The organism is Streptomyces sp. NBRC 110611, from assembly GCF_001590865.1.
Classification (GTDB): domain Bacteria; phylum Actinomycetota; class Actinomycetes; order Streptomycetales; family Streptomycetaceae; genus Streptomyces.
Map to the genome: position 1 here is coordinate 16,750 of NZ_BBUY01000001.1, position 21,940 is coordinate 38,689.

The following is a 21,940-nucleotide window of genomic DNA, read 5'->3' on the forward strand; positions in this document are numbered from 1 at the left end:
CGTCAGGTGCGCAGCATCCGCTCGATCGCCTTGGTCGCCTCCTTGACCTTGGCGTCGATGGCCTCGGGGCCCTTGACCGCGGCGTCGGCGACGCAGTGCCGCAGATGCTCGTCCAGGAGCTGGAGGCCGAAGGACTGCAGGCCCTTCGTGCTCGCCGAGACCTGGGTGAGTATGTCGATGCAGTAGACGTCCTCTTCGAGCATCCGCTGCAGTCCGCGGATCTGGCCCTCGATCCGGCGCAGTCGCTTGAGGTGCGCGTCCTTCTGCTGTGCGTAGCCGTGGACGCCGGTGGCCGGGGGAGTCTCTGCGGTATCGGTCACGGTTTGGGCTTTGCCTCGGGGGTCGGTTTTCGGCTGCGGGGCATGGCCGGCCGCGGCGGCTGCGGTGTTGCCGGTGGTGTCGGCGTCCATGGTCGTCATGGCCGTCTCCCCTGGAATCTAGGCGATTTATATACCCCTAGTGGGTATATGTTATCGAACTTCGCGGGCACTGGCGGTACCCCGTGCAGAGCATGGTCTCCCATCGGCGACACTGAGGGAATGCCGGTTAGCAGTGGCCGGATGATGCGCCTAGCATCAACTCGACCGAATCCGATGCACCCCGAGGATTTCACGTGCGCTTTCGTCTGACCCCCAGGGAGACGAGCTTCTACGACATGTTCGCCGCCTCCGCGGACAACATCGTGACGGGCTCCAAGCTCCTGATGGAAATGCTCGGGGCGGACGCCTCCGCGCGGTCCGAGATCTCCGAGCGCATGCGCGCGGCCGAGCACGCGGGAGACGACGCGACACACGCGATCTTCCACCAGCTGAACTCCTCGTTCATCACGCCGTTCGACCGCGAGGACATCTACAACCTCGCCTCGTCGCTCGACGACATCATGGACTTCATGGAGGAGGCCGTCGACCTGGTCGTCCTCTACAAGATCGAGGAGCTCCCCAAGGGCGTCGAGCAGCAGATCGAGGTGCTGGCCCGGGCGGCCGAGCTGACCGCCGAGGCGATGCCGAACCTGCGCACGATGGCGAACCTCACCGAGTACTGGATCGAGGTCAACCGCCTGGAGAACCAGGCCGACCAGATCCACCGCAAGCTGCTCGCGCACCTCTTCAACGGCAAGTACGACGCCATCGAGGTCCTCAAGCTCAAGCAGATCGTGGACATCCTCGAAGAGGCGGCGGACGCTTTCGAGCACGTCGCCAACACCGTCGAGACCATCGCGGTCAAGGAGTCCTGAGCCCCGGCCATGGACACCTTCGCACTCGTCGTGACCATCGCGGTCGCGCTCGGTTTCACCTATACCAACGGCTTCCACGACTCCGCGAACGCGATCGCGACCTCGGTCTCGACGCGCGCGCTGACCCCGCGGGCCGCCCTGGCGATGGCCGCCGTGATGAACCTCGCCGGTGCCTTCCTCGGCAGCGGCGTCGCCAAGACGGTCAGTGAGGGGCTGATCGCCACCCCCCATGGCAGCAAGGGCATGGGCATCCTCTTCGCCGCGCTGGTCGGCGCGGTCGTCTGGAACCTGATCACCTGGTACTTCGGGCTGCCGTCGTCGTCCTCGCACGCCCTGTTCGGCGGCATGGTCGGCGCCGCGCTCGCCGGCGGTACGACGGTGATCTGGTCCGGGGTGATCGAGAAGATCGTCCTGCCGATGTTCATCTCCCCGGTCATCGGCCTGCTGATCGGCTACCTGGTCATGGTCGTCATCCTGTGGATGTTCCGCCGGGCCAATCCGCACAAGGCCAAGCGCGGCTTCCGCATAGCGCAGACCGTCTCCGCGGCCGGTATGGCGCTCGGCCACGGCCTCCAGGACGCCCAGAAGACCATGGGTGTGGTGGTCATGGCGCTGGTCATCGCCGATGTCGAGGACCAGAGCGCGGCCATCCCGGTCTGGGTCAAGCTGGCCTGTGCGCTCACCCTCTCGCTCGGTACGTACGCCGGCGGCTGGCGCATCATGCGGACCCTCGGCCGGCGGATCATCGAGCTGGACCCGCCGCAGGGCTTCGCCGCGGAGACCACGGCCGCCTCGGTCATGTACACCGCGTCGTTCATGTTCCACGCGCCGATCTCCACGACCCACGTCATCACCGCCGGAATCATGGGCGTCGGCTCCACCAAGGGCCCGCGCGCGGTGCGCTGGGGCGTCGCCAAGAACATCGTGACCGGGTGGTTCATCACGATGCCGGCGGCGGCGCTGGTCGCGGCGCTCGTGTACTGGCTCGTCCTGCTGGCCTTCGGCTGACGGACGGCCGCCGCAGGCCGTACGGCACGGAAAAGGGGCCCGCCCTCCGGGAAGGAGGGCGGGCCCTTCGCCTTGCGGTGGCACCGCCATGCAGCACCGCAGGACGTTCAGGGGGCGGGCGTCGGCCGGGTCGGGGCCTAGCCGAAGCGGCCGGAGATGTAGTCCTCGGTGGCCTGGACCGAGGGGTTGGAGAAGATCCGCTCGGTCTCGTCGATCTCGATCAGCTTGCCGGGCTGCCCGACGGCCGCGAGGTTGAAGAACGCCGTACGGTCCGAGACCCGGGCGGCCTGCTGCATGTTGTGCGTCACGATGACGATCGTGAAGCGCTCCTTCAGCTCGCCTATCAGGTCCTCGATGGCGAGGGTGGAGATCGGGTCCAGCGCCGAGCAGGGCTCGTCCATCAGCAGTACCTGCGGCTCGACCGCGATGGCGCGGGCGATGCACAGCCGCTGCTGCTGGCCGCCGGAGAGGCCCGAGCCGGGCTTGTTCAGGCGGTCCTTGACCTCGTTCCAGAGGTTGGCGCCCCGGAGGGACTTCTCGACGATGTCCTTGAGGTCGCTCTTCTTGTACGAGCCGTTCAGCCGCAGGCCGGCCGCGACATTGTCGAAGATCGACATCGTGGGGAACGGGTTGGGGCGCTGGAAGACCATGCCGACGGTGCGGCGGACGGCCACCGGGTCGACACCGGAGCCGTAGAGGTCCTCGTCGTCCAGCATCACCTTGCCCTCGACGCGGCCGCCGGGGGTGACCTCGTGCATCCGGTTCAGGGTGCGCAGGAAAGTCGACTTGCCGCAGCCGGACGGGCCGATGAAGGCCGTCACGGAGCGCGGCTCGACCGTCATCGAGATGTCGTCGATGGCTTTGTGGGCGCCGTAGTACGCGGAGAGGCCGCTGACGTCGATGCGCTTGGCCATGGGGATCACTGCTTCTTTCTGTCGCCGTCTTGGTCAGCGGCCGGTCTTGGGAGCTTTCCAGCGGGCGATGCCGCGGGCCACCAGGTTGAGGATCATGACGAAGGCGATGAGGACCAGTGCCGCCGCCCAGGCGCGGTCGTAGGAGGCCTCGGAACCCTGCTGCCACTGCTGGAACACGTACAGCGGAAGTGACTGCTGGGCGTCTTCGAAGGGGTTGTTGTTGATCGTCTTGGCGCCCCACACCAGGAGCAGCACGGGCGCGGTCTCACCGGTGATACGGGCGATGGCGAGCACCACGCCGGTGGTGATCCCGCCGATCGACGTCGGCAGGACGACCTTGAGGATGGTGCGCCACTTCGGGACGCCGAGGGCCAGCGAGGCCTCGCGCAGCTCGTTCGGGACGAGCTTGAGCATCTCCTCGGTGGAGCGGACCACGACCGGCATCATCAGGATCGCCAGGGCCATCGCCCCGGCGAAGCCGGACGGACCGAAGCCGAGGATCAGGATCCACACGGAGAGGATGAACAGGCCGGCCACGATCGAGGGGATACCGGTCATCACGTCGACGAAGAAGGTGACGGCCTTGGCGAGCCGGCCGCGCCCGTACTCGACGAGGTAGATCGCGGTGAGCAGACCGATCGGCGCGGCGATCAGGGTGGCCAGGCCGACCTGCTCCAGCGTGCCGATGATCGCGTGGTAGATACCGCCGCCGGGCATCGCGTCCGGGAGGGTGCCCATCGAGTGGGACAGGAAGTAGCCGTCGAGGACCGTGCTGCCGCGGGCGGCGGTCTCCCAGAGGAGGGAGGCGAGCGGGACGACGGCGAGTACGAAGGTGACCCAGACCAGGCTGGTGGCCAGCCGGTCCTTGGCCTGCCGGGCCCCCTCGACGGCCGTGCTCAGCGCGAAGGTGCCGAGGAGGAAGAGCAGGGCGGCGAGCAGGCCCCACTGGATCCTGCTGTCCAGGCCGGCGGCCAGCCCGATGCCGCAGCCGGCGCCGGTCGCGGCCAGCGCGAGGGCCGGTACCGCCCAGCGGGGCAGCCGGGCCTGCTTGAGGGAGACCGGGAGCGGGTGGCCGGCCTCGGCGACCGCCCGGCGGTCCGTCACGGTGGTCATGCTGCGGCTCCCGAGTACTCCTTGCGGCGGGCGATGATCAGGCGGGCCGCGCCGTTGACGAGCAGCGTGATCACGAAGAGGACGAGGCCGGAGGCGATCAGGGCGTCCTGGCCGAACTGGTCGGCCTCGCTGAACTTGCTGGCGATGTTCTGGGCGAACGTGCCGCCGCCCGGGTCCAGCAGGCTGGCGTTGATCAGGAAGCCGGGCGAGAGGACCGTCGCCACGGCCATCGTCTCGCCGAGCGCGCGGCCCAGGCCCAGCATGGAGGCGCTGATGACGCCGGAACGGCCGAACGGGAGCACCGCCATGCGGATGACTTCCCAGCGGGTGGCGCCGAGGGCGAGCGCGGCCTCCTCGTGTGTCTTCGGGACCTGGAGGAAGACCTCGCGGCTGACGCTGGTCACGATCGGCAGGATCATGATCGCGAGCAGGATGCCGACCGTGAAGAGGGAGCGGGCGGCGCCCTCGGAGTAGCTGAAGACGCCGGTCCAGCCCAGGTAGTCGTCGAGCCAGCGGTACAGGCCGGACAGGTGCGGGACGAGGAAGAGTCCGCCCCAGAGGCCGTAGATGATGCTGGGCACGGCGGCGAGCAGGTCGATGACGTAGCCGAGCGGCGAGGCCAGCCTGCGCGGCGCGTAGTGCGAGATGAACAGTGCGATGCCGACCGCGACCGGGACCGCGATGGCCATCGCGATCACCGAGCTGACGACGGTGCCGAACGCGAGCACCGCGATGCCGAACTTCGGCTCCGTGCCGGTGGCGTTCCACTCGAGCGTGGTGAGGAAGTTGGCGTGGTCGCCGGAGATGGCGAGCACGGACCGGTAGGTGAGGAAGACCGCGATGGCGGCCATGATCACCAGCAGGGCTATGCCGGAGCCCCGGGAGAGCCCGAGGAAGATCCGGTCACCGGGGTGGACCGCCTTGCCGGACACAGACGGGGACACGGATGGGGACGGGGACGGCGGGAGCGGGTCCGACGGGGACGGGCGGCCGTGGCTCGCCGGGCGGTTGCCGTTCACCCGCGCCTGCGGGCTGTCGGATATCGGGGAGGCTTCAGTCATGGGTTCTCCGGTCTGCGGAGCCGGTGAGGGCTCCGAGTGCGGCGGTGCACCGGACGGGCGGCGGCCGGGGAAGGGCCGGGCCGCCGCCCGGGGTTCGTCCTTCGTCAGGAGAGCGAGGCGACGGTCGAGCGGACCTTCGCGGCGATCTCGGCGGGCAGCGGGGCGTAACCCAGTTCCTTGAGGGCGTTCTGGCCGTCCTTGCCGGCGACGTAGGTCAGGAAGGACTTGGTGGCGGGCAGGGTCTCGGCCTTGTTGCCCTTGTCGCAGACGATCTCGTACGTCACCAGGGTGATCGGGTACGCGCCCTCGGCCTTGGTGGCGTAGTTGAGCTTCAGGGCCAGGTCGTTGCCCTTGCCGACCTGCTGCGCCTCGGCGATGGCCTTGGACGCGTTCTCGACGGTGGCCTCGACCGGCTCCTTGGCGCCGGTGTTCAGCTTGACCGTGGGGATCTTGTTGGAGGTCGCGTAGGACAGCTCGAAGTAGGAGATCGCGCCGTTGGTCTGCTTGACCTGGGAGGAGACACCGGCCGAGCCGGACGCGGCCTGGCCGCCGGAGCCCTCCCACTTCTTCGCCGGCTCGTACTTCCAGTCGGCGGGGGCGGCGCCCTTGAGGTACTTGGTGAAGTTGTCCGTCGTACCCGAGTCGTCGGAGCGGTGGAAGGCCTGGATCTTGAGGTCCGGGAGCTTGGCGTCCGGGTTCAGCTTCTTGATCGCCTCGTCGTCCCAGTTGGTGATCTTCGAGTCGAAGATCTTCGCCAGGGTCGGGGCGTCCAGGACGAGGCTGTCCACACCGGGGACGTTGTAGCCGACCGCGATCGGGCCGCCGACCATCGGCAGGTCGATGGCCTGGCCGCCCTTGCAGACCTGCTTCGACTTGGAGACCTCGTCGGGCTTGAGGGCCGAGTCGGAGCCCGCGAAAGCGGTCTGGCCCTGGAGGAAGGTGGTGATACCGGCGCCCGAGCCGGTCGGCTGGTAGTTGATCTCGGTGTCCTTGCAGGCGCCCGAGTAGTTCTGCACCCAGGCGTCCATGGCGTTCTTCTGCGCGGACGAGCCGGACGCGAGCAGCTTGCCCTTGCCCTCGCACTTGATGTCCGACGCCTTGGCGGAGCTGCCGCCGCCACCGCCGCCGGTGGTGTCGTCGGAGCCGCACGCCGTCAGGGCCAGGGCACCGGTGACGGCCAGAGCGCCAACCGCGAGGGCGCGAACCCGGTTCTTGCGCTGAAGCTTCACTGTCGGGAATTCCTTCCTGGGGCGCGCCGCGTGGCCGGCGTGCTGAGGGATGTGATGGGCGGTGTTGCGGTCCGTACTGCGGTCCGTGTTGCAGTCCGTATTGCGTTGCAGTCCGTATTGCGGTCCGTGTTGCGGTCGTGATCGTGATGCGGTGCTGCTACGGGTGGTGACCGCTGTGGGGGCGCGGTGCCAGCTAGCCGCGTCGCGCTCGCTCCGTGGGCAGGGCGCGCACTCGGTACGGCCGAAATTAGGCAGATCAGGTGAAGCGGCCGATGGAGGGGAGTGAACGCGAGGTGAACCTCGGCCGTCAGATGAGTACGGGATGAGAGCGGGGTGAGAACTGTTCGCCCGCTCGTACTAAAGAGCCCGTCGCTCTGTCGAATGGCTGATCGGTATGGCAGCATCCGCGCGGGGACACGACGCGAATACGGCGCGAATCGGTGCGGAACGACCGGAGGTGGCTGGTGGGGAGCCAGGGGGCACGGCAGGACGTTCAGGGCGTACGAGATGTAGCGGGCGTACGGGGCGTACGGGGTGTACGGGGCGTAGGGGGCGCGGGAGAGGGGCGAGGGGCCACGGAGGCACCTCGCGCACACACCACGCACCACGCGCATCGCGTACGCGACGGCCGGGCGACCCGGCTGTTGACCTGCACCGCCTTCGTCCTCTGTGTGACGGGCCTGCTCGGCACGACGGCCGGCACCGCCCACGCCGACGGCCCCACGGCCGCCCCCGCCCCCGGTGCCGGCACCAGTACCGGCACCGGGGGCGGGGGCGGCACCGGAAGCGACTCCAAGTCCACGGCCCCGAATTCCGACGCGCGGCGTCTCGACGACGTCCGTAAGAAGATCGACGCCCTTTACCACAAGGCCGAGCAGGCCACCGACGCCTACAACGCCGCCGAGGAACAGGTCGAGCGCCAGCAGAAAGAGATCGTCAAGCTGGCCCGCAGTATCGACAGCACCCAGCGCAGGCTGGCCGCCCTCAAACAGCAGGCGGGGGTGTTGGCCAGCGCCCAGTACCGGGGTGGCGGGCTGCCGGTCGAAGCGAAACTGGTGCTCGAAGCCGATCCCGAGGCCTTCCTCGAGAATGCCACGCTGGCCCGGAAGGGGCAGCTCGCGGCCAAGCGCGTGGTCAACCAACTCACGAATCTCAAGAGCGACTTGGAGGGCTATTCCCACTCCGCCACCGAACGCTGGGAACGGCTGGAGACGCATCGTAAGAAGCAGGAAAATGCCCGGCGGGACATCGAGAAAAAGATCGACGAGGCAAAGCAGCTGGAATCCCGGCTGGCCGCCAAGGAAAAGGACCGGCTGCGGAAGCTGGAGGAGGAAGAGGCATTCCGGCAGCAGCAGAAGTGGCTCGATTCGGGTGCCCTGAAAGACATCAGCGACACCGCGTCGGAGCTGGGCAAGAAGGCGATTTCGTTCGCCACCGCACAGATCGGCAAGGATTACGTCTGGGGCGCGGAGGGGCCGGACACCTTCGACTGCTCCGGGCTGACGCTGCGGGCCTGGGGGCACGGCGGCCGGACGATCCCGCGCACCTCGCAGGAGCAGTGGCGGCGACTGCCGCACATCGCCCTACGGGATATGCGGCCGGGCGACCTGATCATTTACTTCTCCGATGCCAGCCATGTCGGGATGTATCTCGGCGATGGCGCGATGGTGCACGCGCCGCGGCCCGGCCGGCAGGTGACCATCGCCGGTGCGGGCTCGATGCCGATCCTCGGCGTGGTGCGCCCTGATGCCCGCTCGTGACGTATCCGACAATGACCGACCTGATGGTTACCGCTGGGGTGACCGACCTTGACCGGCCTCACGGCCTTGACCGGCCTCACGGTGACCGCCGACACAATGACGCAGATCACTCCGGCGATAAATGACCGGATTGCTTGCTATCCGAGGGTTGTCGCGGTGTAGCGGAATGCACTCAAGCGAGGTGATGTTCGTCATTCCCCATTTGGCCCGCCCCAGGTCAAATGGCTTATTGAGTGCGGCATATGACGGTGGCCGAATGCCGTCGGCCATTCCCTCCTTGTCCGTACTGGCGCTATCGTCGCCTGTCAGTGCCGGAAACACGCCCGCTCAATTGACCTACCGGCCACGCGGCCCCGGACACGAGGCCCCCCGGCCACGAGCTACTGGCCACCAGCCACCAGCGCGCCCATCGCGCCCCTCGGGGGGAGGGAAGGAAGCAGACCGATGTCCGTACCCGTACCGCAGCAACAGCAGCGGTCGGCCGAGCTGCCGCGGCCGGCAGGACCGGCGGATGACGCCTGCGCGGACACCGCGCCGCTCCCCGGCGCCCCGGGCACGGCCGCGGCAGCCGCGGGTACTCCGGGCACGGAGGTCGACGGGCAGCGACTTTCGGCCGACCCTGCACCGGTCCCACAGGGCCTGACCCTGCTTCTCATCGGCGAGGACCCGAACAGCCAAGTTCCCGATATGTGGGACTGGGCGGGCCGCAAGGCGCGCGTACGCACCGCCCGCAACCTCACCGAGGCCGAGCGGCTGCTCACCGACGATGTGCACTGCATCCTGCTCGACCTCCCCCCAGCCGAGCGCACCGACCGCACGGACCGCACGGACCGCACGGAAGCATCAGAGCGCCCCCCAGGACGCATAGGAGCCCCGGTCGGCCCGGTCGATCCGGTCGCCCCGGGCAACCCGACCCCCCAAGCCGTCAACCCCGCCGACGAACTGGGAATACTCCGCGACGTCCTGCGGATGGCGCCCTCGCACGCCGTCCTCGTCCTCACCCACGAGACCGATGCCGAGCGCGCCGCCGACGCCGTCCGCGTCGGCGCCCAGGACTACCTCTTCCACGACGAGCTGGACGGGGCGGTGCTCAGCCGCGCGGTCCGCTACGCCGTCGAACGCAAACGTGCCGACCTCGCACAGCGCCAGCTCACCGAGTCCCGGATGCGGGCCCAGGAGAACGCCCGCCTGGAACGCGGCCTGCTGCCCACCCCGCTGCTCGACGGCTCCGACCTGCGGTTCGCCGCCCGCTACCGGCCGGGCCGCAGCCGTGCACTGCTCGGCGGCGACTTCTACGACACCGTCCGGACCCCTGACGGCACGGTCCACGCGATGATCGGCGACGTCTGCGGCCACGGACCCGATGAGGCGGCCCTCGGCGTCGAACTGCGCATCGCCTGGCGCGCACTGACCTTCGCCGGGCTCTCCGGGGACGAACTGCTCGCCACTCTCCAGAAGGTCCTGGAGAACGAGCGCGCCGACGACGAGATCTTCGCGACCCTCTGCACCGTCGACATCTCCGCCGACGGCCACCACGCCGGCCTCTTCCTGGCCGGCCATCCGGCCCCGCTGCTGGCCCGCGCCGGCGAGCGCCCCCAGCTGCTGCCGTACGAATTCGGCGGCCCGGCTCTCGGCCTGCTGCCCCATGCCCGCTGGCCGCGCCGACAGGTCGAGCTGGGCAGCGCCTGGAGCCTGATGATGTACACCGACGGCCTGATCGAGGGCCGCATCGGCCAGGGCAACCGGCGCCTCGGCCAGGAGGGGATGGCCGAGCTGGTGAGCCGTCGGATGGAGTCCGGCCTCAGCGGCGAGGCCCTGCTGGAAGCGTCGGTCCAGGAGGTCCGCGACCTGAACGGCGGCGAACTCACCGACGACGTGGCCGTCCTGCTCCTGGACCGCCCCACCCGAAACCCCACACCCCACAACCACCCCTGACCCCACCCCACACCCGCGCAGTTCCGAAACCCCGCCCACGACGCCCGCGCGGTTCCGAAGCCCTGCCCACGACGCCCGCGCGGTTCCGAAGCCCTGCCCACGACACCTGCGCCGATTCCAAAACCCTGCGCACCGCGCCCGCGCCTTCTCCGGAACCGCGCGCACGGCGCCCGCGTGGTTCCGAAACCCTGCCCACGGCGCCCGCGCCGTTTCCTAAACCACCCGCGCCGCGCCCGCGCCGTTTTCGTAAATCCGCACACCGGACACCGCACACGGCACACCGCCCCGCGCCCTTTACGGGAACAACGCGCACCACGCCAGCGTTGTGGCCCGCAAGGGGCCCGCGCATCCCCTAGGGAATCTGTTCGACCGTCCCCTAAGGGCCGCCGGATCAGCGCCCGCCGTTGTACGGCCCGTACGGCCCGTCCGAGCTGGAGCCGCCGCGCCACCGGCCGCTTCCGCCGGCGACTTCCCGCAGCGCCGGCCGCACATCGACGGTGTAGACGATCACCGCGATGATGCCGATGATCGGCAGGAACGACATGACCGGCAGGATGAACAGCAGCGCCGTCGCAATGGCCAGGAAGACCAGCCACATGCCCTTGGTCTGTTTGTTGGCGGCGCGGTAGGCGTCCTCGCGGCGCACGGCCGCATCGATCAGCATCACGGCGGCATAGACCCCCAGGCCGAGCTGCACCCAGCTCAGAATGCTCTGGAACCCGTAAATCAGCACGCCGTCCACCGCCCGTTCGCCGTTCGTCTTGTCTTCGCCAGTTGTCTCGTAATCGGCCCGGTCCGGCCCGTACGTCGGCCCGTACGTCGACCCGTCCGTCAGTTCTTCGTCCGTGCGGCCCCACCGTACCCGGGCAACGGGACCGTACCCGGACAACGGGCCGGGCACGTCCAGTGTGCCCGGCCCGACCGGTGAACCGGCGTTCTCAGCTGATTCGGCGCTGTCAGCGAAGAGTGATCCGGGTCACTTCGTGGACGGCGGGGTGCTCTTCTTGGCCGGAGCCGGCTTGCGCTGTGCGACCGGCTTCTTGCCCGCGGCCGCCTTGGTCTGCCCCTGCCCCTGGCCCTGGCCCTGGCCCTGGTCCTGAGGCTGGGTCTGGGTCTGGGGCTGCGTCTGGGTCGACGGCGTCGCCTTGGCCTCCGCCTTGGCCCCGTTGGCGACCTCGGTCCCGGTGCCGCCCTTGGTGGCGGCCGGCTTCGGCTCCGGCTCGATCGCGACCGCGACCTCCTCGGCACGGTCGGCGGCGTCGCCGCGCCAGGTCTCCACCGCGTTCCGCCCGCGCTCGGCCAGTCCCTCATAGCCCTCGCGGACCTGCACGGCGCTCTCCGCGATCACGCCCACGCCCTGCAGCGCCAGCTCCTGCGTGCGGTCGCGGAACTTCTTGAAGTCGCCGTCGAGCGAGTCCCGCAGCCCCGCCAGTTTCTCCTTGGCCTCCTTGGCCTGCTTGGCGACCAGTGCCTGGATGTCCTTGGGGTCGGTGCTACGTACCGACTCGAAGCGCTTGGGTGCCTCGGCCTGGACCTTCTTGACGAGCTGCGGCACCTCGCCGAGCTTCTCGGTGGCCAGGTCGAAGCCGCCGGCCAGGGCGTACAGCGGGGTCGGGTCGGTCAGCGCCTCGGTCAGGGCCTTGCGGAGGTCATCGGTCTTGATGGCCATGGCGTTCTTCCTCCTGGAAACGATTCGGTTGCTCAGGTGGCGTGCGGGCCGCCGTCGGCCTCTGTCTCACGGGAGTCCATACCGTGTGTCTCGCGGGAAACCGGGCCGCTCCCGTCTCCACGCCCGTCCCCGCGCCCGCTCGCAGCGCCGTCCTTGCCGCCGCCGACGAGCCCGTTCTCCTTGCGGAACGACTCGTAGATCTGCAGCAGGACCTGCTTCTGCCTCTCGTTCAGCGCCGGGTCGGTGAGTATCGCGGTCTGTACCTCGACCCCGTCCAGACCCCGCCGCTCGTCCAGAATTCCGGCCTGGACGTACAGCGTCTCGGCGGATATCCGCAGCGCCTTGGCGAGCTGCTGCAGGATCTCCGCGCTCGGCTTGCGCAGTCCGCGCTCGATCTGGCTGAGGTACGGATTGGACACCCCGGCGGCATCCGCCAGCTGCCGCAGGCTCAGCCGCGCCGTGCGCCGCTGCTCCCGCAGGAACTCGCCGAGATTGCCGACGTTGAGTGATGCCATGTGTCGATACTGCCCCTTCGTGCTAACTATTGCAAGCAACCGCTAGCAAAAGTGGTTCATGTGTGTGCGGCTGAGTGAGGCGGAGCGCGAAGGGAGGCGGCGCTCTGCCGGCCTCAGGCTGCGTGACCAGCTGAACGTACTCGACCGGCGTGGTGCCGACCTGGAGGCGGCGCGCCACCTGCTGCGCCGGACGATCGCCGTCACGGAACGCGGGGTCGTGAGGTAACCCGCGGTGGGGTAATCCGTAGTGGGGCAAACCGTGGTGAGGTAATCCGCCGTGGGGCGAGGCGTGGTGGGGCGACTCGGCGTGCGTCTCGTTGTGCGGGGCGACTCGTAGCAGGTCGGCGTAGGCCTGCTGGCGTACCGTCAGCGCGACGAGCAGGACCAGGGCCAGCACCGTCATAGGGCGACGGCGTACCCGTAGGTTCAGCCAGCGGCCGCCGAGGCGTCCGAGGGCCTCGCGGACCACGACGGTCAGGGCGCCGGCGACCAGGACCACGCTGAGGGGGTTGTAGCGCCAGGCCTCGCCGAAGTGTCCGAGCATGGCCGCGTGCACCCCACGGGTGCCGCCGCACAGCGGTCCCATCACTCCCGCGCGATGCGGCGGCCCGTGGAGGTCGACCGGGGGCAGTCCGAAGAGGGCCATCGCCGCGCCCGCGATCAGGCCGGCCGCGGCCAGCGGGCCGGCCCAGCGGTGCCGGTCATGGTCCTCCCAGACCGCTCGGCACGGAAACCATCGCTGCCGGATTCTGTTGTCCGCTCCGTCCGCTGTGCTGTCTTCCGTCTTGTCCTCCCGCTCGTCCTCCGTGCCGCCGCTGCCTCGCCGCCCGTCTCGCCGCCTGTCTCATCGTCTGTTTCGTCGTCTGTTCGGTTCAGTGTCGGCTCTGCCGGTCACGGCCGCACTTACCCGGCGGCCTGGCGGCGGCCAATCGGGCGATTGGTGGAGTGACCGGCAGAGCGTCGCAGAGGGGATGGGAAGGGAAGGGAAGAGAAAGGGGCGGGGTGGGGAGTCGTCAGCGTCCCGTTCCGTCGTCTTGCGGGCGGGTCCCGATGACGACCGTGGCGTACAGCTCGTCGCAGGTGGCCACCCGGGGGAGCAGGCCGTTGCGGGCGAAGGCCTCGACTGCCTGCGGGGCCTGACGTTCGCTTGTCTCGACGAGCAGGTGCCCGCCCGGCGCCAGCCATTGCGGGGCGGCGGCGGTCACCCGGCGCAGCACGTCGAGCCCGTCCGCGCCGCCGTCGAGCGCCACCAGCGGCTCGTACTCGCGGGCTTCCGCGGGCAGCAGTCCGACCTCTTGGGTCGGTACGTAGGGGACGTTGGCCACCAGGATGTCGATACGGCCGCGGAGCCCGGTGGGCAGCGCGCCGAAGAGGTCGCCCTCGTAGACCTGGCCTCCTACGGCGGTGAGGTTGCGGCGGGCGCAGCGCGCCGCGGCGGGGTCGATATCGGCCGCGTACAGCTCGACTCGCTCCGGGCCGTCGGCGGCCGGCGCGGTGGCAAGCCCAGTAGCCAGTTCGGTGGCAAGTTCGGTGGCCAGTGCGGTGCCTACCGCGCCGGAGCCGCAGCACAGGTCGACCGCGATCAGGGGCTGACCGGGATGGCCTGGATGGCTGGGGCGGTCTGGATGGTCGGGGTGGTCGGGGTGGACGCGGGAGGAGCGGTCGGAGCGGCAGGAGCAGGGGAGGTGGCGGTTCCTGGCCCGGAGGCCGAGCGCGACGGCCTCGCCCAGCAGGAATTCGGTGCGGCGGCGGGGCACGAAGACACCGGGATCGACGGCGATCCGCAGCCCGTGGAACTCGGCCCAGCCGAGGACGTGTTCCAGAGGCAGGCCGGCAACCCGCCGCTTCACCATGGCGGCGAGCTGACCCGGCGTCTGGGCGGTGGAGAGGAGCAGCTCGGCCTCGTCCTCGGCGAAGACGCAGCCGGCGGCGCGCAGTGTGGTGACGAGGGTGGAGTGGGAGGGCGGTGAAGCGGGCCGCGGAGTGGCGACCTGGGCGGGGCGGAACGAAGAACGGATCTGCGGTGACGACGACATGCTGTGAGCCTTTCGGGGCGCCGAGGGCGCTTCCCGGGTCACTTGCTCCGGACGGTCACCTGCATCGGATGGGCCGCACGGCGTGAGACGGGAGCGCCTGCCTGATCTGGCGGGGTATCGGTCTCACCTCCTCGGTCGGTCCACTGCCGGAAGTGGTCACAGTACCTGACCTGGGGCGCGGCGCTGCAGCGGGGCTGAACACCGGTATTGAGCCAACCATCGGCCGGAAAATACTTGTCGAGTTGGAAAGTACTTGCCATGATGAATGTGTGAAGCCGGGAGAAGGCCCGGCGGAGGGGGAAGAGCTGATGAATCGGTCAGGGGAGACTGGAATGCCGGAGTACGCATTCGAATCAGCGTCATCAGCGTCGTCATCGGCATCCGAGGACGCGGCTGCTGCACTGGCACGGGCGCAGGAGCTGAGCTCAACGGTCCGGGACAGTTCGCGATGGTACGTCTGGTACCAAGTGGTCTACGGCTTCGCGTCCGGCCTCGTGGTTCTCGCCATCGGGCTGCTGGACCATCCGTACGGAGTGGCGGTCGGCATAGGCTTCTGGTGCGCCGTCATCGCCGGGCTGACGGCGTATTCGGCCCGGCAGCGTGTTGCCCGGCGCGGGTTCGGCCGCTGGCATGCGAGCCTGATCATCGCCTGGGGGCTGCTCTACCTTGCGGTGCTGACTCCTGGCACCATCTGGTTTGAGGGTGCTACGGAATGGTGGGTGACCGGTGCCCTGGTGGTGTCCCTTCCTGGGCTGATAGGCGGTTACCTGGAGGCCCGGCGGTGACGGACCCGCAGCGGGGAACCCATCCGCGCCATGGACTCGACGAGGTGATTCACGCCCCGGTCCGCTTCTCCATCGTGGCGACGCTGGCGGCTGCCGACAGGGCGGAGTTCGCCTTTGTCCGCGACACCGTCGAGGTGAGCGACTCGGTCCTGTCGCGTCAGGTCGCCACCTTGGAGAAGGCCGGCTATGTCGCCGTCACCAAGGGGTACGTCGGCAAGCGCCCGCGTACCTGGCTTGCTCTCACGGCGGATGGCCGCGCCGCCTTCGCCGCGCACTGCCAGGCTCTGCGGGCCATTGCGGGGGACACCGACTGACGGAGCTCTGCCTCTGCCTCGCCTTGCCTTGCCTCTGCCTGTTTCTGCTTCTGACTCGGCGTCGGCGTCGGCGTCGTGCGACCGCCACCGGAGCCTTGTTGACTTCGAGTGCACTCCAACTCATAACGTCCCGGCCGGGATTCCGCTAAGTCCCAGGCTAGGAGGCACCAGCAGCATGACCACAACGAAGCCGTCCGCAACGACGTCGACCACAACGACGTCGACCACAACTAAGTCAACCGCAACGCATCGGACCGCAATGCACCCGACCGCAGCGCACCCGAATGCGTCGAGCATCCCTTCGCGCAAGCTCGGTGAGCTGATCGTTTCCGCGCAGGGGATGGGCTGCATGGGGATGAGCCACGGCTACGGGGAGTCGGACGACGCACAGTCGATCGCGACCATCAACCGCGCGCTCGACCTCGGCGTCAGTCTCCTGGACACCTCCGACTTCTACGGGGCGGGCCACAACGAGGAGTTGATAGGCCGGGCCATCGCCGGACGGCGGGACGAGGTGGTGCTGGCGACCAAGTTCGGGTTCGTCAACCGGCTCGGTGAGCCGACCGTGATCCGTGGCGATGCCGCCTATGTACGGCAGGCCTGCGACGCCTCGCTGCGCCGGCTCGGGGTCGACCACATCGATCTCTACTACCAGCACCGCGTCGACCCCGACGTACCGATAGAGGAGACCGTCGGTGCGATGGCGGAGCTGGTCGCGGCCGGTAAGGTGCGGCACCTCGGACTGTCCGAGGCGAGCGCGGCGACGCTGCGTCGGGCGCATGCGGTGCATCCGATCGCCGCGCTGCAGAGCGAGTGGTCGCTGTGGACGCGCGATCTGGAGCAGGAGATCGTGCCCGTATGCCGTGAACTCGGCATCGGCCTGGTGCCGTTCTCCCCGCTGGGGCGTGGCTTCCTGACCGGTCGCTACACCTCGCTGAAGGGGCTGCCGGAGTCCGATATGCGCCGCACCCAGCCACGCTTCGCCGAGGGCAACCTGGAGCAGAACCTGGCCATCGTCGAGAAGCTGCACGACCTCGCCGAGGAGAAGGGTGTCAGCGCAGGTCAGCTCGCTCTGGCCTGGGTGCAGCACCGTGGCGACGACGTCGTGCCGATCCCCGGCACCCGGCGGCGGGAGTACCTGGAGGAGAACCTCGCCGCCGTCGCGATCGACCTCACCGCCGACGAGCTCGCAGCCATCGACGCGGTGGCCCCGGCCACCCTGATAGCCGGGACCCGCTACGACAAGGTGAGCATGACCTTCGTCAATAGGTGAGCCCGCCGGTCGGCGCCCGTGGGATCACCTGCGCTTCAGGGGGAGCAGCCAATGAGCGCATCTGTTCCGCGCTTCCTAGACTTTGTGCAGTGGGCGTCCTCGTACGGAGGGACGGTGCGCCATGGACTGGAAGCTCGAACTGGTGCCGGTTCCGGTGTCCGATGTGGAGCGGGCGAAGCGCTTCTACAGCGAGCAGGTGGGCTTTGTCGTCGATCATGACGTATGCGTCGGCGGTGCGGCGCGCATTGTGCAGCTGACGCCTCCGGGGTCGGACTGTTCGATCGTCATCGGGGCGGGCGCGGGTGTCTCTGAAGTGCGGCCGGGATCCGTGCAGGGCCTGCAACTGGTGGTGTCCGATGTCGCGGCCGCCCGCGCGCAGTTGCTCGAACGGGGCGTCCCGGCCAGCCCCGTACAGCATGTGGAGAACGGCGTGATGGCTGAGGGCCCGGGCGGGGCGTGGAACTCGTTCGTCTATTTCAGCGATCCGGATGGGAATGGCTGGGCGCTTCAGGAGCGGCCGGGAGAGGACTGAAGGTTGAGGGAGGGAGAGGGGGGAGGGAGGGGGGACGGGGGAGGGGAGGGCTGAAGGTTGGCGGAGGGGCGGGGGAGAGAGTGTGGTTGTGGGTGGGGGAGGGGGTGGTGCGGCGTTCACAGGCCCTGGGCGGTCAGCCATTCCGGGGCGGGGGCGATGGTCTGGAGGACCTCGATGAGGGTGCCTTCGGGAGCCCAGACGTTGAAACGGCGCTGTCCCCAGGGTTCGTCGCGCACCGGTACGGCGATCGGCACGCCCTGGGCGCGCAGTGCGGCTTCCTCGGCTTCGGCGTCCTCGACGAGGAAGCCGAGGAGTGCGCCGCCGGTCTCCTGGGTGCGGAAGTCGGCGGGCATGGCCTCGTGGCCGCGCAGGACGAAGTCAAGGTGGTAGTCCGGGTGTTGGGGGTGCTGGAGGCTGGCGTACCAGTCCATTTCCACGACCCGCTGGAAGCCGAAGTGGTCGGCGTAGAAGCGGGTGCTGGCGGCGACGTCATCGGTGAGCAGGGCGGTGCCGAGTTTGGTGACATGCATGGGGGCGTTGGTCCTCTTCGTTCGGGAGAGCGGCCGGTGTGGCCGCGGCAACAACTCCAGTTGTAGTACTCTAGGTGTAGTGGTTGCAAGTCTTTTTGTGGATTTGCCGAATCGGGATGGGGAAGGCGGAAGGGTGAGGGATGGCGCGTAATCCTGAGCGGCGGGCGGCGTTGGTCGATGCCGCGATCGAGGTGCTGGCGCGGGACGGTGCGCGCGGGCTGACCTTCCGGGCCGTCGATGCGGCCGCGGGCGTGCCCAATGGCACCGCGTCCAACTACTTCGCCAACCGGGACGACTTGCTGGCCCAGGTCACTGGGCAGATTCACCAGCGGATCGCGCCCGATCCCGATGAGGTCGCCGAGGTGCTGGCGGCGCCACGGGACCGGGCGCTGGTCGTCGAGCTGATGGGCTGGCTCGACCGCCGGGTGGCCGAGAACCGGACCGGCTACCTGGCGATGCTGGAGCTGCGCCTGGAAGCCACCCGGCGGCCCGAACTGCGTGCGGAGCTGACCCGGGTCATCCGGGCGGTACTCGACGAGAACGTCCGCTTCCACCTGGACAGCGGACTGCCGGGGGACCGTACGGCGGTGATGCTGATGTACCTCGCGATGACCGGGCTGATGCTGGAGCAGCTCACCCTGCCCGGCGTGGTGCCGGACGAGGAGATCGACGGCCTGATCACGGCGCTCGTCGACCGTGCGACCGGCCTGGAGGGGGGCGTGGGGTAGGGGGGTAGGGGTGGCCGGTGTCTGTTCGTCGCTCTGCGCCGTACGGGTTTTTCGCTATGCGCCGTACGGGCGGGCGGCGCGGGCCTCGCGGAGGGTCACGGCCCACCAGCTCAGCTGCGCGAGGAGGGTGTCGGCGGCCTGGGCGGCCGGGGCCGGGTCGTGCAGGCCGCCGGCGTCGTCGAAGAGCGCGCCGGCGAGCGGGAAGGACACCGTTTCGCGGACCGTCGTGGCGTGCAACTCGGCGAACACCAGCCGCAGTTGCTCGACAGCGCGGAGGCCGCCGGAGATTCCCCCGTACGAGACGAAGCCGACCGGCTTGGCATGCCACGGGGAGTGCAGCAGGTCGATGGCGTGCTTGAGCGGGGCCGGGAAGGAGTGGTTGTACTCCGGGGTGATCACGACAAAGGCGTCCGCTGCGTCGACGCGCTTGGCGTAGGACTCGTACTCCTCGCTGCCGTGGCGGAGTTCGTACGGGCGGACCGCGTCCAGGTCGATGACGTCGAGGTCGATCTGGGGGTGACGTTCGGCCTGCCGGGTGAACCAGTTGGCGATGACGGGCGCGAACCGGCCCTCCCGGGTGCTGGCGACGATCACTGCGAGGCGGTAGGGGTGCTGGGACATGTGCGGCCCTTCGTGGCATGGCGGACGAGTCGGTGGCGGCGTGGGGGTGGTGCTTCGCCGTCGGGCTCGACGCTAGGACCTCAAGAAAGGTTGAGGTCAAGGGGGTGTCGAGGAGAAGGGGTGGGGGCAGTTGCCGCGAGGGGAAGGGGCAAGGGGTATGGGGTAAGCGGCAAGGGGTAGGCGGCAACCGGCGTGTGGTGTGCGGCGTGTGGCGTGCCGCGCGCCCCCCGCCGGTCGATCCGCCTCGTCGATCCGCCCTGTCGATCCGCCCTGTCGCTCCGCCTCGTCGATTCGCGCCGTCGCACCACCCGTCATTTCACCCTCATGTCACCGTCACTCCACCCCGAACAGCTTCAGCAGTTCGGTCTTCTGGAACATCCGGGCCGTTTCGATCGCGGAGGGTGTGCCCGCTGCCGGGTCCGCGCCATGCGCGACCAGTGCCTTGACGACCTCGTCCTCGCCTTTGAAGACCGCACCGGCCAGCGGTGTCTGGCCACGGTCGTTGGGCCGGTTGGCGTCGGCGCCCCGCTTCAACAGCGCCTCCACGGTGGTGAGATGGCCGTGGTAGGCGGCCAGCATCACCAGCGAGTCGCCCTTGTCGTTCGTCAGGCTGGCGGGTACGCCCGCGTCCACGTACGCGGCGAGGGTGTCGGTGTCACCGTGCCGTGCCAGGTCGAAGACCTTCGCGGCGAGCTGCAGCACCTCGGGGTCGTGCGCGTGCTCGATCGTCTCGGGCCTCTGCGTCTCGGGCCTCTGCGGCTCGGGCTTCGCGTCGCTCATGGTCGCCGGCCTCCTGCTGTGGTGGGTGGTGCGTATGTGCCCTGTCAGCGCCACTTTATGCAGGCCATGGCCGCTGTGACAGCGGTGGCGAGGCCGGTGGTGGGGCTGACGGTGGGGTTGGTGCGGGCCGGTGTGGGCCGGTCAGAACGCGGCCCGGATCTCTCCGACGCGTGCGCCGCCGCCCAGCAGCGGTACGTCCGCCAGCCGCGCCAGCACATCGGACTCGACGCCCATACCGCGCAGGACGCGGGCCAGGACCGGGCCGAGAGCACGGGGCGCCCCGTCATCGATCTTGAAGGCCAGGGCGCGGCCGTCCGGCAGGGCCACCGCCTGGACCGCCTCGGCGCCCGTCTTCGACAGCGTCCCGGGCAGCGCCCGCATCAGCCAGGTGTCGGGGCGGCGGGTACCGGCGACGTACTCCGGGTGGGCGCGCATCGCGTCCGCGACCCGCCGCTCCCGGGTACCCGGCTCCGCCAGGACGAACTGCCGGAAGGCGCGGGCCAGACCGGTCAGCGAGAGCGCGAACAGCGGGGCGCCGCAGCCGTCGGTGCCCACGTGCGTGACGTCCTCGCCGCTCGCGTCGCGTACGCACTCGGCCACCAGCTGCTGCAGCGGATGGTCCGGATCGAGGTACGAGGCCAGCGGCCAGCCGTTGAGCGCGGAGGCGGCCAGCATCGCGGTGTGCTTGCCCGAGCAGTTCATGGCGAGGCGGTCACGGGCCCGCCCCGCGGCGAGATACGCCTCCGCCTCCACCGGGTCCACCGGCAGGTCCGGCGGCGTCTGCAGATGGTCCGGGGTCAGCCCGTGCTCGTCGAGCATGGTCCGTACGAGGTCCAGGTGGAAGGCCTCACCGGCGTGGCTCGCGGCGGCCAGGGCCAGGCGTTCACCGGACAGGTCCAGGCCCGCGCGCAGCGCCGCGGCGGCCTGCATCGGCTTGTTCGAGGAGCGGGGGAAGACCGGGGCCGTCACGTCACCCCGCGCCGTCTCCACACCACCGTCGGCCGCCAGCACCACCAGTGAGCCGTGGTGCCGGCTCTCGACGAAGCCGGAGCGCACGACCTCGGCGAGGACGGGCGAGGGTGTGGGCGAGGACGGGGGTGAGGACGGGGTCATCGGCGGCCTTCCGGGGGATGGTGTGGGGGCGCCACTGTCCCGGAGCCGGGCCGAGACGGGCCGAGACGGGCCGAGACGGGCCCGGGGCGGGCCGGGCCGGGGGTGGGCCGGGCCGGTGGGACCGGAGGCCTGTGGCCAGGTCAGGACAGCAGGTCGTCTACTTGCGCTTCGCCTTCGCGGTACCTGCGGGTGATTTCCGCACTGCAATCGTCGGTGGTGCGCTGGAGCGACTGGCGGCGTTGCGACACTTCCCGTTCGTGGCGGATCAGCCGGCCCATCGCGTCGTGCAGCTCCTCGTCGGTGCGCGCGGTGAGGTCGGACAGTTCCACCTCACCGAGCATCTCCTCGGCCAGCCTGCGGTACTCCTCGCTGTGCGGTGTGCCGAGCGTCACATGCCGTGCCGAGGAGCGGTGCCGCGACGGCAGATCCGTCAGGATCTCCGGCAGCCGGTCGAGCAGCGGCGAGTGCTGGGCGCTCCGGCGGGCGATCTCGGCCCGCAGAATGTCGATCCGGCCCTGCAGCAAACGCCGTAGGTAGCTCAGATCGGCCTCCTCCTGCTGCGCGTCCCGCCGCAGCACCCGCAGCTCGGGCAGCCTCAGGCCGGAGAGGTCGGGGCCGGCGGCCGGGCGGCAGCGGTCGCGCTGCTGCGGGGGGCGGGGGTGCTGCGCCTGGCCTGCCTGGGGCATGGGCTCGTCCTTGGTGCCGGCCGGCTCGCCGTGAGCCGGTGCCGTGGTCGTGGTGGTGGCCGCGGAGGCCGCAACCGGAGCAGTGGCCGGAGCAGTGGCCGGTG

At 69.6% G+C, this 21,940-nt stretch carries 24 protein-coding genes; 9 read left to right on the forward strand and 15 right to left on the reverse strand.

The window, feature by feature from the left end; translation table 11 throughout:
• Window positions 1-2: 2 nt before the first annotated feature.
• A complete protein-coding gene (locus tag AZE13_RS00085; protein ID WP_066925132.1) occupies window positions 3-419 on the reverse strand; it encodes a metal-sensitive transcriptional regulator in 417 nt (138 codons plus the stop codon).
• A gap of 194 nt (window positions 420-613) precedes the next feature.
• Between AZE13_RS00085 and AZE13_RS00090 the strand changes: the two genes are divergently transcribed.
• Window positions 614-1,234, forward strand: coding sequence for a DUF47 domain-containing protein (locus AZE13_RS00090; protein ID WP_066925135.1), 621 nt, complete (start codon window positions 614-616; stop codon window positions 1,232-1,234).
• A gap of 9 nt (window positions 1,235-1,243) precedes the next feature.
• The gene (locus AZE13_RS00095; RefSeq protein WP_066925138.1) at window positions 1,244-2,242 is read left to right on the forward strand and encodes an inorganic phosphate transporter; all 999 of its coding nucleotides are present in this window, start codon (window positions 1,244-1,246) and stop codon (window positions 2,240-2,242) included.
• A gap of 137 nt (window positions 2,243-2,379) precedes the next feature.
• Here the strand turns inward: AZE13_RS00095 and pstB are convergent, their stop codons facing one another.
• The 4 genes from pstB to pstS all read right to left on the reverse strand — a co-directional run bounded on the left by pstB (window position 2,380) and on the right by pstS (window position 6,559).
• Window positions 2,380-3,156 (reverse strand): phosphate ABC transporter ATP-binding protein PstB, encoded by a 777-nt coding sequence (pstB, locus tag AZE13_RS00100; protein ID WP_066925141.1) that lies wholly within the window; start codon window positions 3,154-3,156, stop codon window positions 2,380-2,382.
• Between the two features lie 33 nt (window positions 3,157-3,189).
• Window positions 3,190-4,269 carry a phosphate ABC transporter permease PstA gene (gene pstA, locus AZE13_RS00105; protein ID WP_107288203.1) on the reverse strand — a complete coding sequence of 360 codons (1,080 nt, stop codon included), beginning with the start codon at window positions 4,267-4,269 and terminating at the stop codon, window positions 3,190-3,192.
• Complete coding sequence (gene pstC, locus AZE13_RS00110; protein WP_258527506.1) at window positions 4,266-5,330, reverse strand: phosphate ABC transporter permease subunit PstC; 1,065 nt, start codon at window positions 5,328-5,330, stop codon at window positions 4,266-4,268. The genes pstA and pstC overlap by 4 nt, the downstream gene beginning before the upstream one ends.
• Before the next feature lie 104 nt (window positions 5,331-5,434).
• Entirely contained in the window at window positions 5,435-6,559 is a 1,125-nt protein-coding gene (pstS, locus tag AZE13_RS00115; RefSeq protein WP_066925144.1) for a phosphate ABC transporter substrate-binding protein PstS, read from the reverse strand.
• A 671-nt stretch (window positions 6,560-7,230) separates the two neighbouring features.
• On the opposite strand from pstS, the gene AZE13_RS00120 reads away from it, so the two are divergent.
• Together AZE13_RS00120 and AZE13_RS00125 are read left to right on the forward strand one after the other, a co-directional pair.
• Window positions 7,231-8,319 (forward strand): NlpC/P60 family protein, encoded by a 1,089-nt coding sequence (locus AZE13_RS00120; protein ID WP_258527507.1) that lies wholly within the window; start codon window positions 7,231-7,233, stop codon window positions 8,317-8,319.
• A gap of 444 nt (window positions 8,320-8,763) precedes the next feature.
• Window positions 8,764-10,254, forward strand: a complete 1,491-nt coding sequence (locus AZE13_RS00125; RefSeq protein ID WP_066925150.1) for a PP2C family protein-serine/threonine phosphatase — start codon at window positions 8,764-8,766, stop codon at window positions 10,252-10,254.
• Between the two features lie 391 nt (window positions 10,255-10,645).
• On the opposite strand, the gene AZE13_RS00130 is transcribed toward AZE13_RS00125, so the two are convergent.
• The 5 genes from AZE13_RS00130 to AZE13_RS00150 all read right to left on the reverse strand — a co-directional run bounded on the left by AZE13_RS00130 (window position 10,646) and on the right by AZE13_RS00150 (window position 14,474).
• Complete coding sequence (locus AZE13_RS00130; RefSeq protein ID WP_181690244.1) at window positions 10,646-10,987, reverse strand: DUF2516 family protein; 342 nt, start codon at window positions 10,985-10,987, stop codon at window positions 10,646-10,648.
• Between the two features lie 243 nt (window positions 10,988-11,230).
• A complete protein-coding gene (locus AZE13_RS00135) occupies window positions 11,231-11,923 on the reverse strand; it encodes a hypothetical protein (protein ID WP_066925153.1) in 693 nt (230 codons plus the stop codon).
• A gap of 32 nt (window positions 11,924-11,955) precedes the next feature.
• A complete protein-coding gene (locus AZE13_RS00140; RefSeq protein ID WP_066925156.1) occupies window positions 11,956-12,438 on the reverse strand; it encodes a helix-turn-helix domain-containing protein in 483 nt (160 codons plus the stop codon).
• A 22-nt stretch (window positions 12,439-12,460) separates the two neighbouring features.
• On the reverse strand, window positions 12,461-13,084 hold the full coding sequence (locus AZE13_RS37420) for a DUF2752 domain-containing protein (protein ID WP_066925159.1): 624 nt from the start codon (window positions 13,082-13,084) through the stop codon (window positions 12,461-12,463).
• Between the two features lie 367 nt (window positions 13,085-13,451).
• Window positions 13,452-14,474, reverse strand: a complete 1,023-nt coding sequence (locus tag AZE13_RS00150; protein ID WP_066925162.1) for a putative protein N(5)-glutamine methyltransferase — start codon at window positions 14,472-14,474, stop codon at window positions 13,452-13,454.
• A 332-nt stretch (window positions 14,475-14,806) separates the two neighbouring features.
• On the opposite strand from AZE13_RS00150, the gene AZE13_RS00155 reads away from it, so the two are divergent.
• From AZE13_RS00155 to AZE13_RS00170, 4 genes are all read left to right on the forward strand, one after another.
• On the forward strand, window positions 14,807-15,259 hold the full coding sequence (locus tag AZE13_RS00155) for a hypothetical protein (protein ID WP_066925165.1): 453 nt from the start codon (window positions 14,807-14,809) through the stop codon (window positions 15,257-15,259).
• Window positions 15,256-15,573, forward strand: a complete 318-nt coding sequence (locus AZE13_RS00160; RefSeq protein WP_066925167.1) for a winged helix-turn-helix domain-containing protein — start codon at window positions 15,256-15,258, stop codon at window positions 15,571-15,573. Before AZE13_RS00155 ends, AZE13_RS00160 begins: the two co-directional genes overlap by 4 nt.
• Before the next feature lie 259 nt (window positions 15,574-15,832).
• Complete coding sequence (locus AZE13_RS00165) at window positions 15,833-16,846, forward strand: aldo/keto reductase (RefSeq protein WP_066925169.1); 1,014 nt, start codon at window positions 15,833-15,835, stop codon at window positions 16,844-16,846.
• A 121-nt stretch (window positions 16,847-16,967) separates the two neighbouring features.
• Window positions 16,968-17,378: a VOC family protein gene (locus AZE13_RS00170; protein WP_066925172.1), complete on the forward strand. Its 411-nt coding sequence runs from the start codon at window positions 16,968-16,970 to the stop codon at window positions 17,376-17,378.
• Between the two features lie 116 nt (window positions 17,379-17,494).
• On the opposite strand, the gene AZE13_RS00175 is transcribed toward AZE13_RS00170, so the two are convergent.
• Entirely contained in the window at window positions 17,495-17,908 is a 414-nt protein-coding gene (locus AZE13_RS00175) for a VOC family protein (protein ID WP_066925175.1), read from the reverse strand.
• 140 nt (window positions 17,909-18,048) lie between these two features.
• On the opposite strand from AZE13_RS00175, the gene AZE13_RS00180 reads away from it, so the two are divergent.
• Window positions 18,049-18,636 carry a TetR/AcrR family transcriptional regulator gene (locus AZE13_RS00180; protein WP_066925178.1) on the forward strand — a complete coding sequence of 196 codons (588 nt, stop codon included), beginning with the start codon at window positions 18,049-18,051 and terminating at the stop codon, window positions 18,634-18,636.
• Window positions 18,637-18,690: 54 nt separating this feature from the next.
• Here AZE13_RS00180 and AZE13_RS00185 read toward each other — a convergent pair whose 3' ends face one another.
• The 4 genes from AZE13_RS00185 to AZE13_RS00200 form a co-directional block, all read right to left on the reverse strand.
• Window positions 18,691-19,257: an NADPH-dependent FMN reductase gene (locus AZE13_RS00185; RefSeq protein WP_066925182.1), complete on the reverse strand. Its 567-nt coding sequence runs from the start codon at window positions 19,255-19,257 to the stop codon at window positions 18,691-18,693.
• 333 nt (window positions 19,258-19,590) lie between these two features.
• Window positions 19,591-20,037, reverse strand: coding sequence for an ankyrin repeat domain-containing protein (locus AZE13_RS00190; protein ID WP_066925185.1), 447 nt, complete (start codon window positions 20,035-20,037; stop codon window positions 19,591-19,593).
• A 141-nt stretch (window positions 20,038-20,178) separates the two neighbouring features.
• On the reverse strand, window positions 20,179-21,150 hold the full coding sequence (locus AZE13_RS00195; protein ID WP_066925188.1) for an asparaginase: 972 nt from the start codon (window positions 21,148-21,150) through the stop codon (window positions 20,179-20,181).
• 140 nt (window positions 21,151-21,290) lie between these two features.
• Entirely contained in the window at window positions 21,291-21,836 is a 546-nt protein-coding gene (locus tag AZE13_RS00200) for an ABC transporter substrate-binding protein (RefSeq protein ID WP_066926985.1), read from the reverse strand.
• Window positions 21,837-21,940 lie beyond the last annotated feature (104 nt).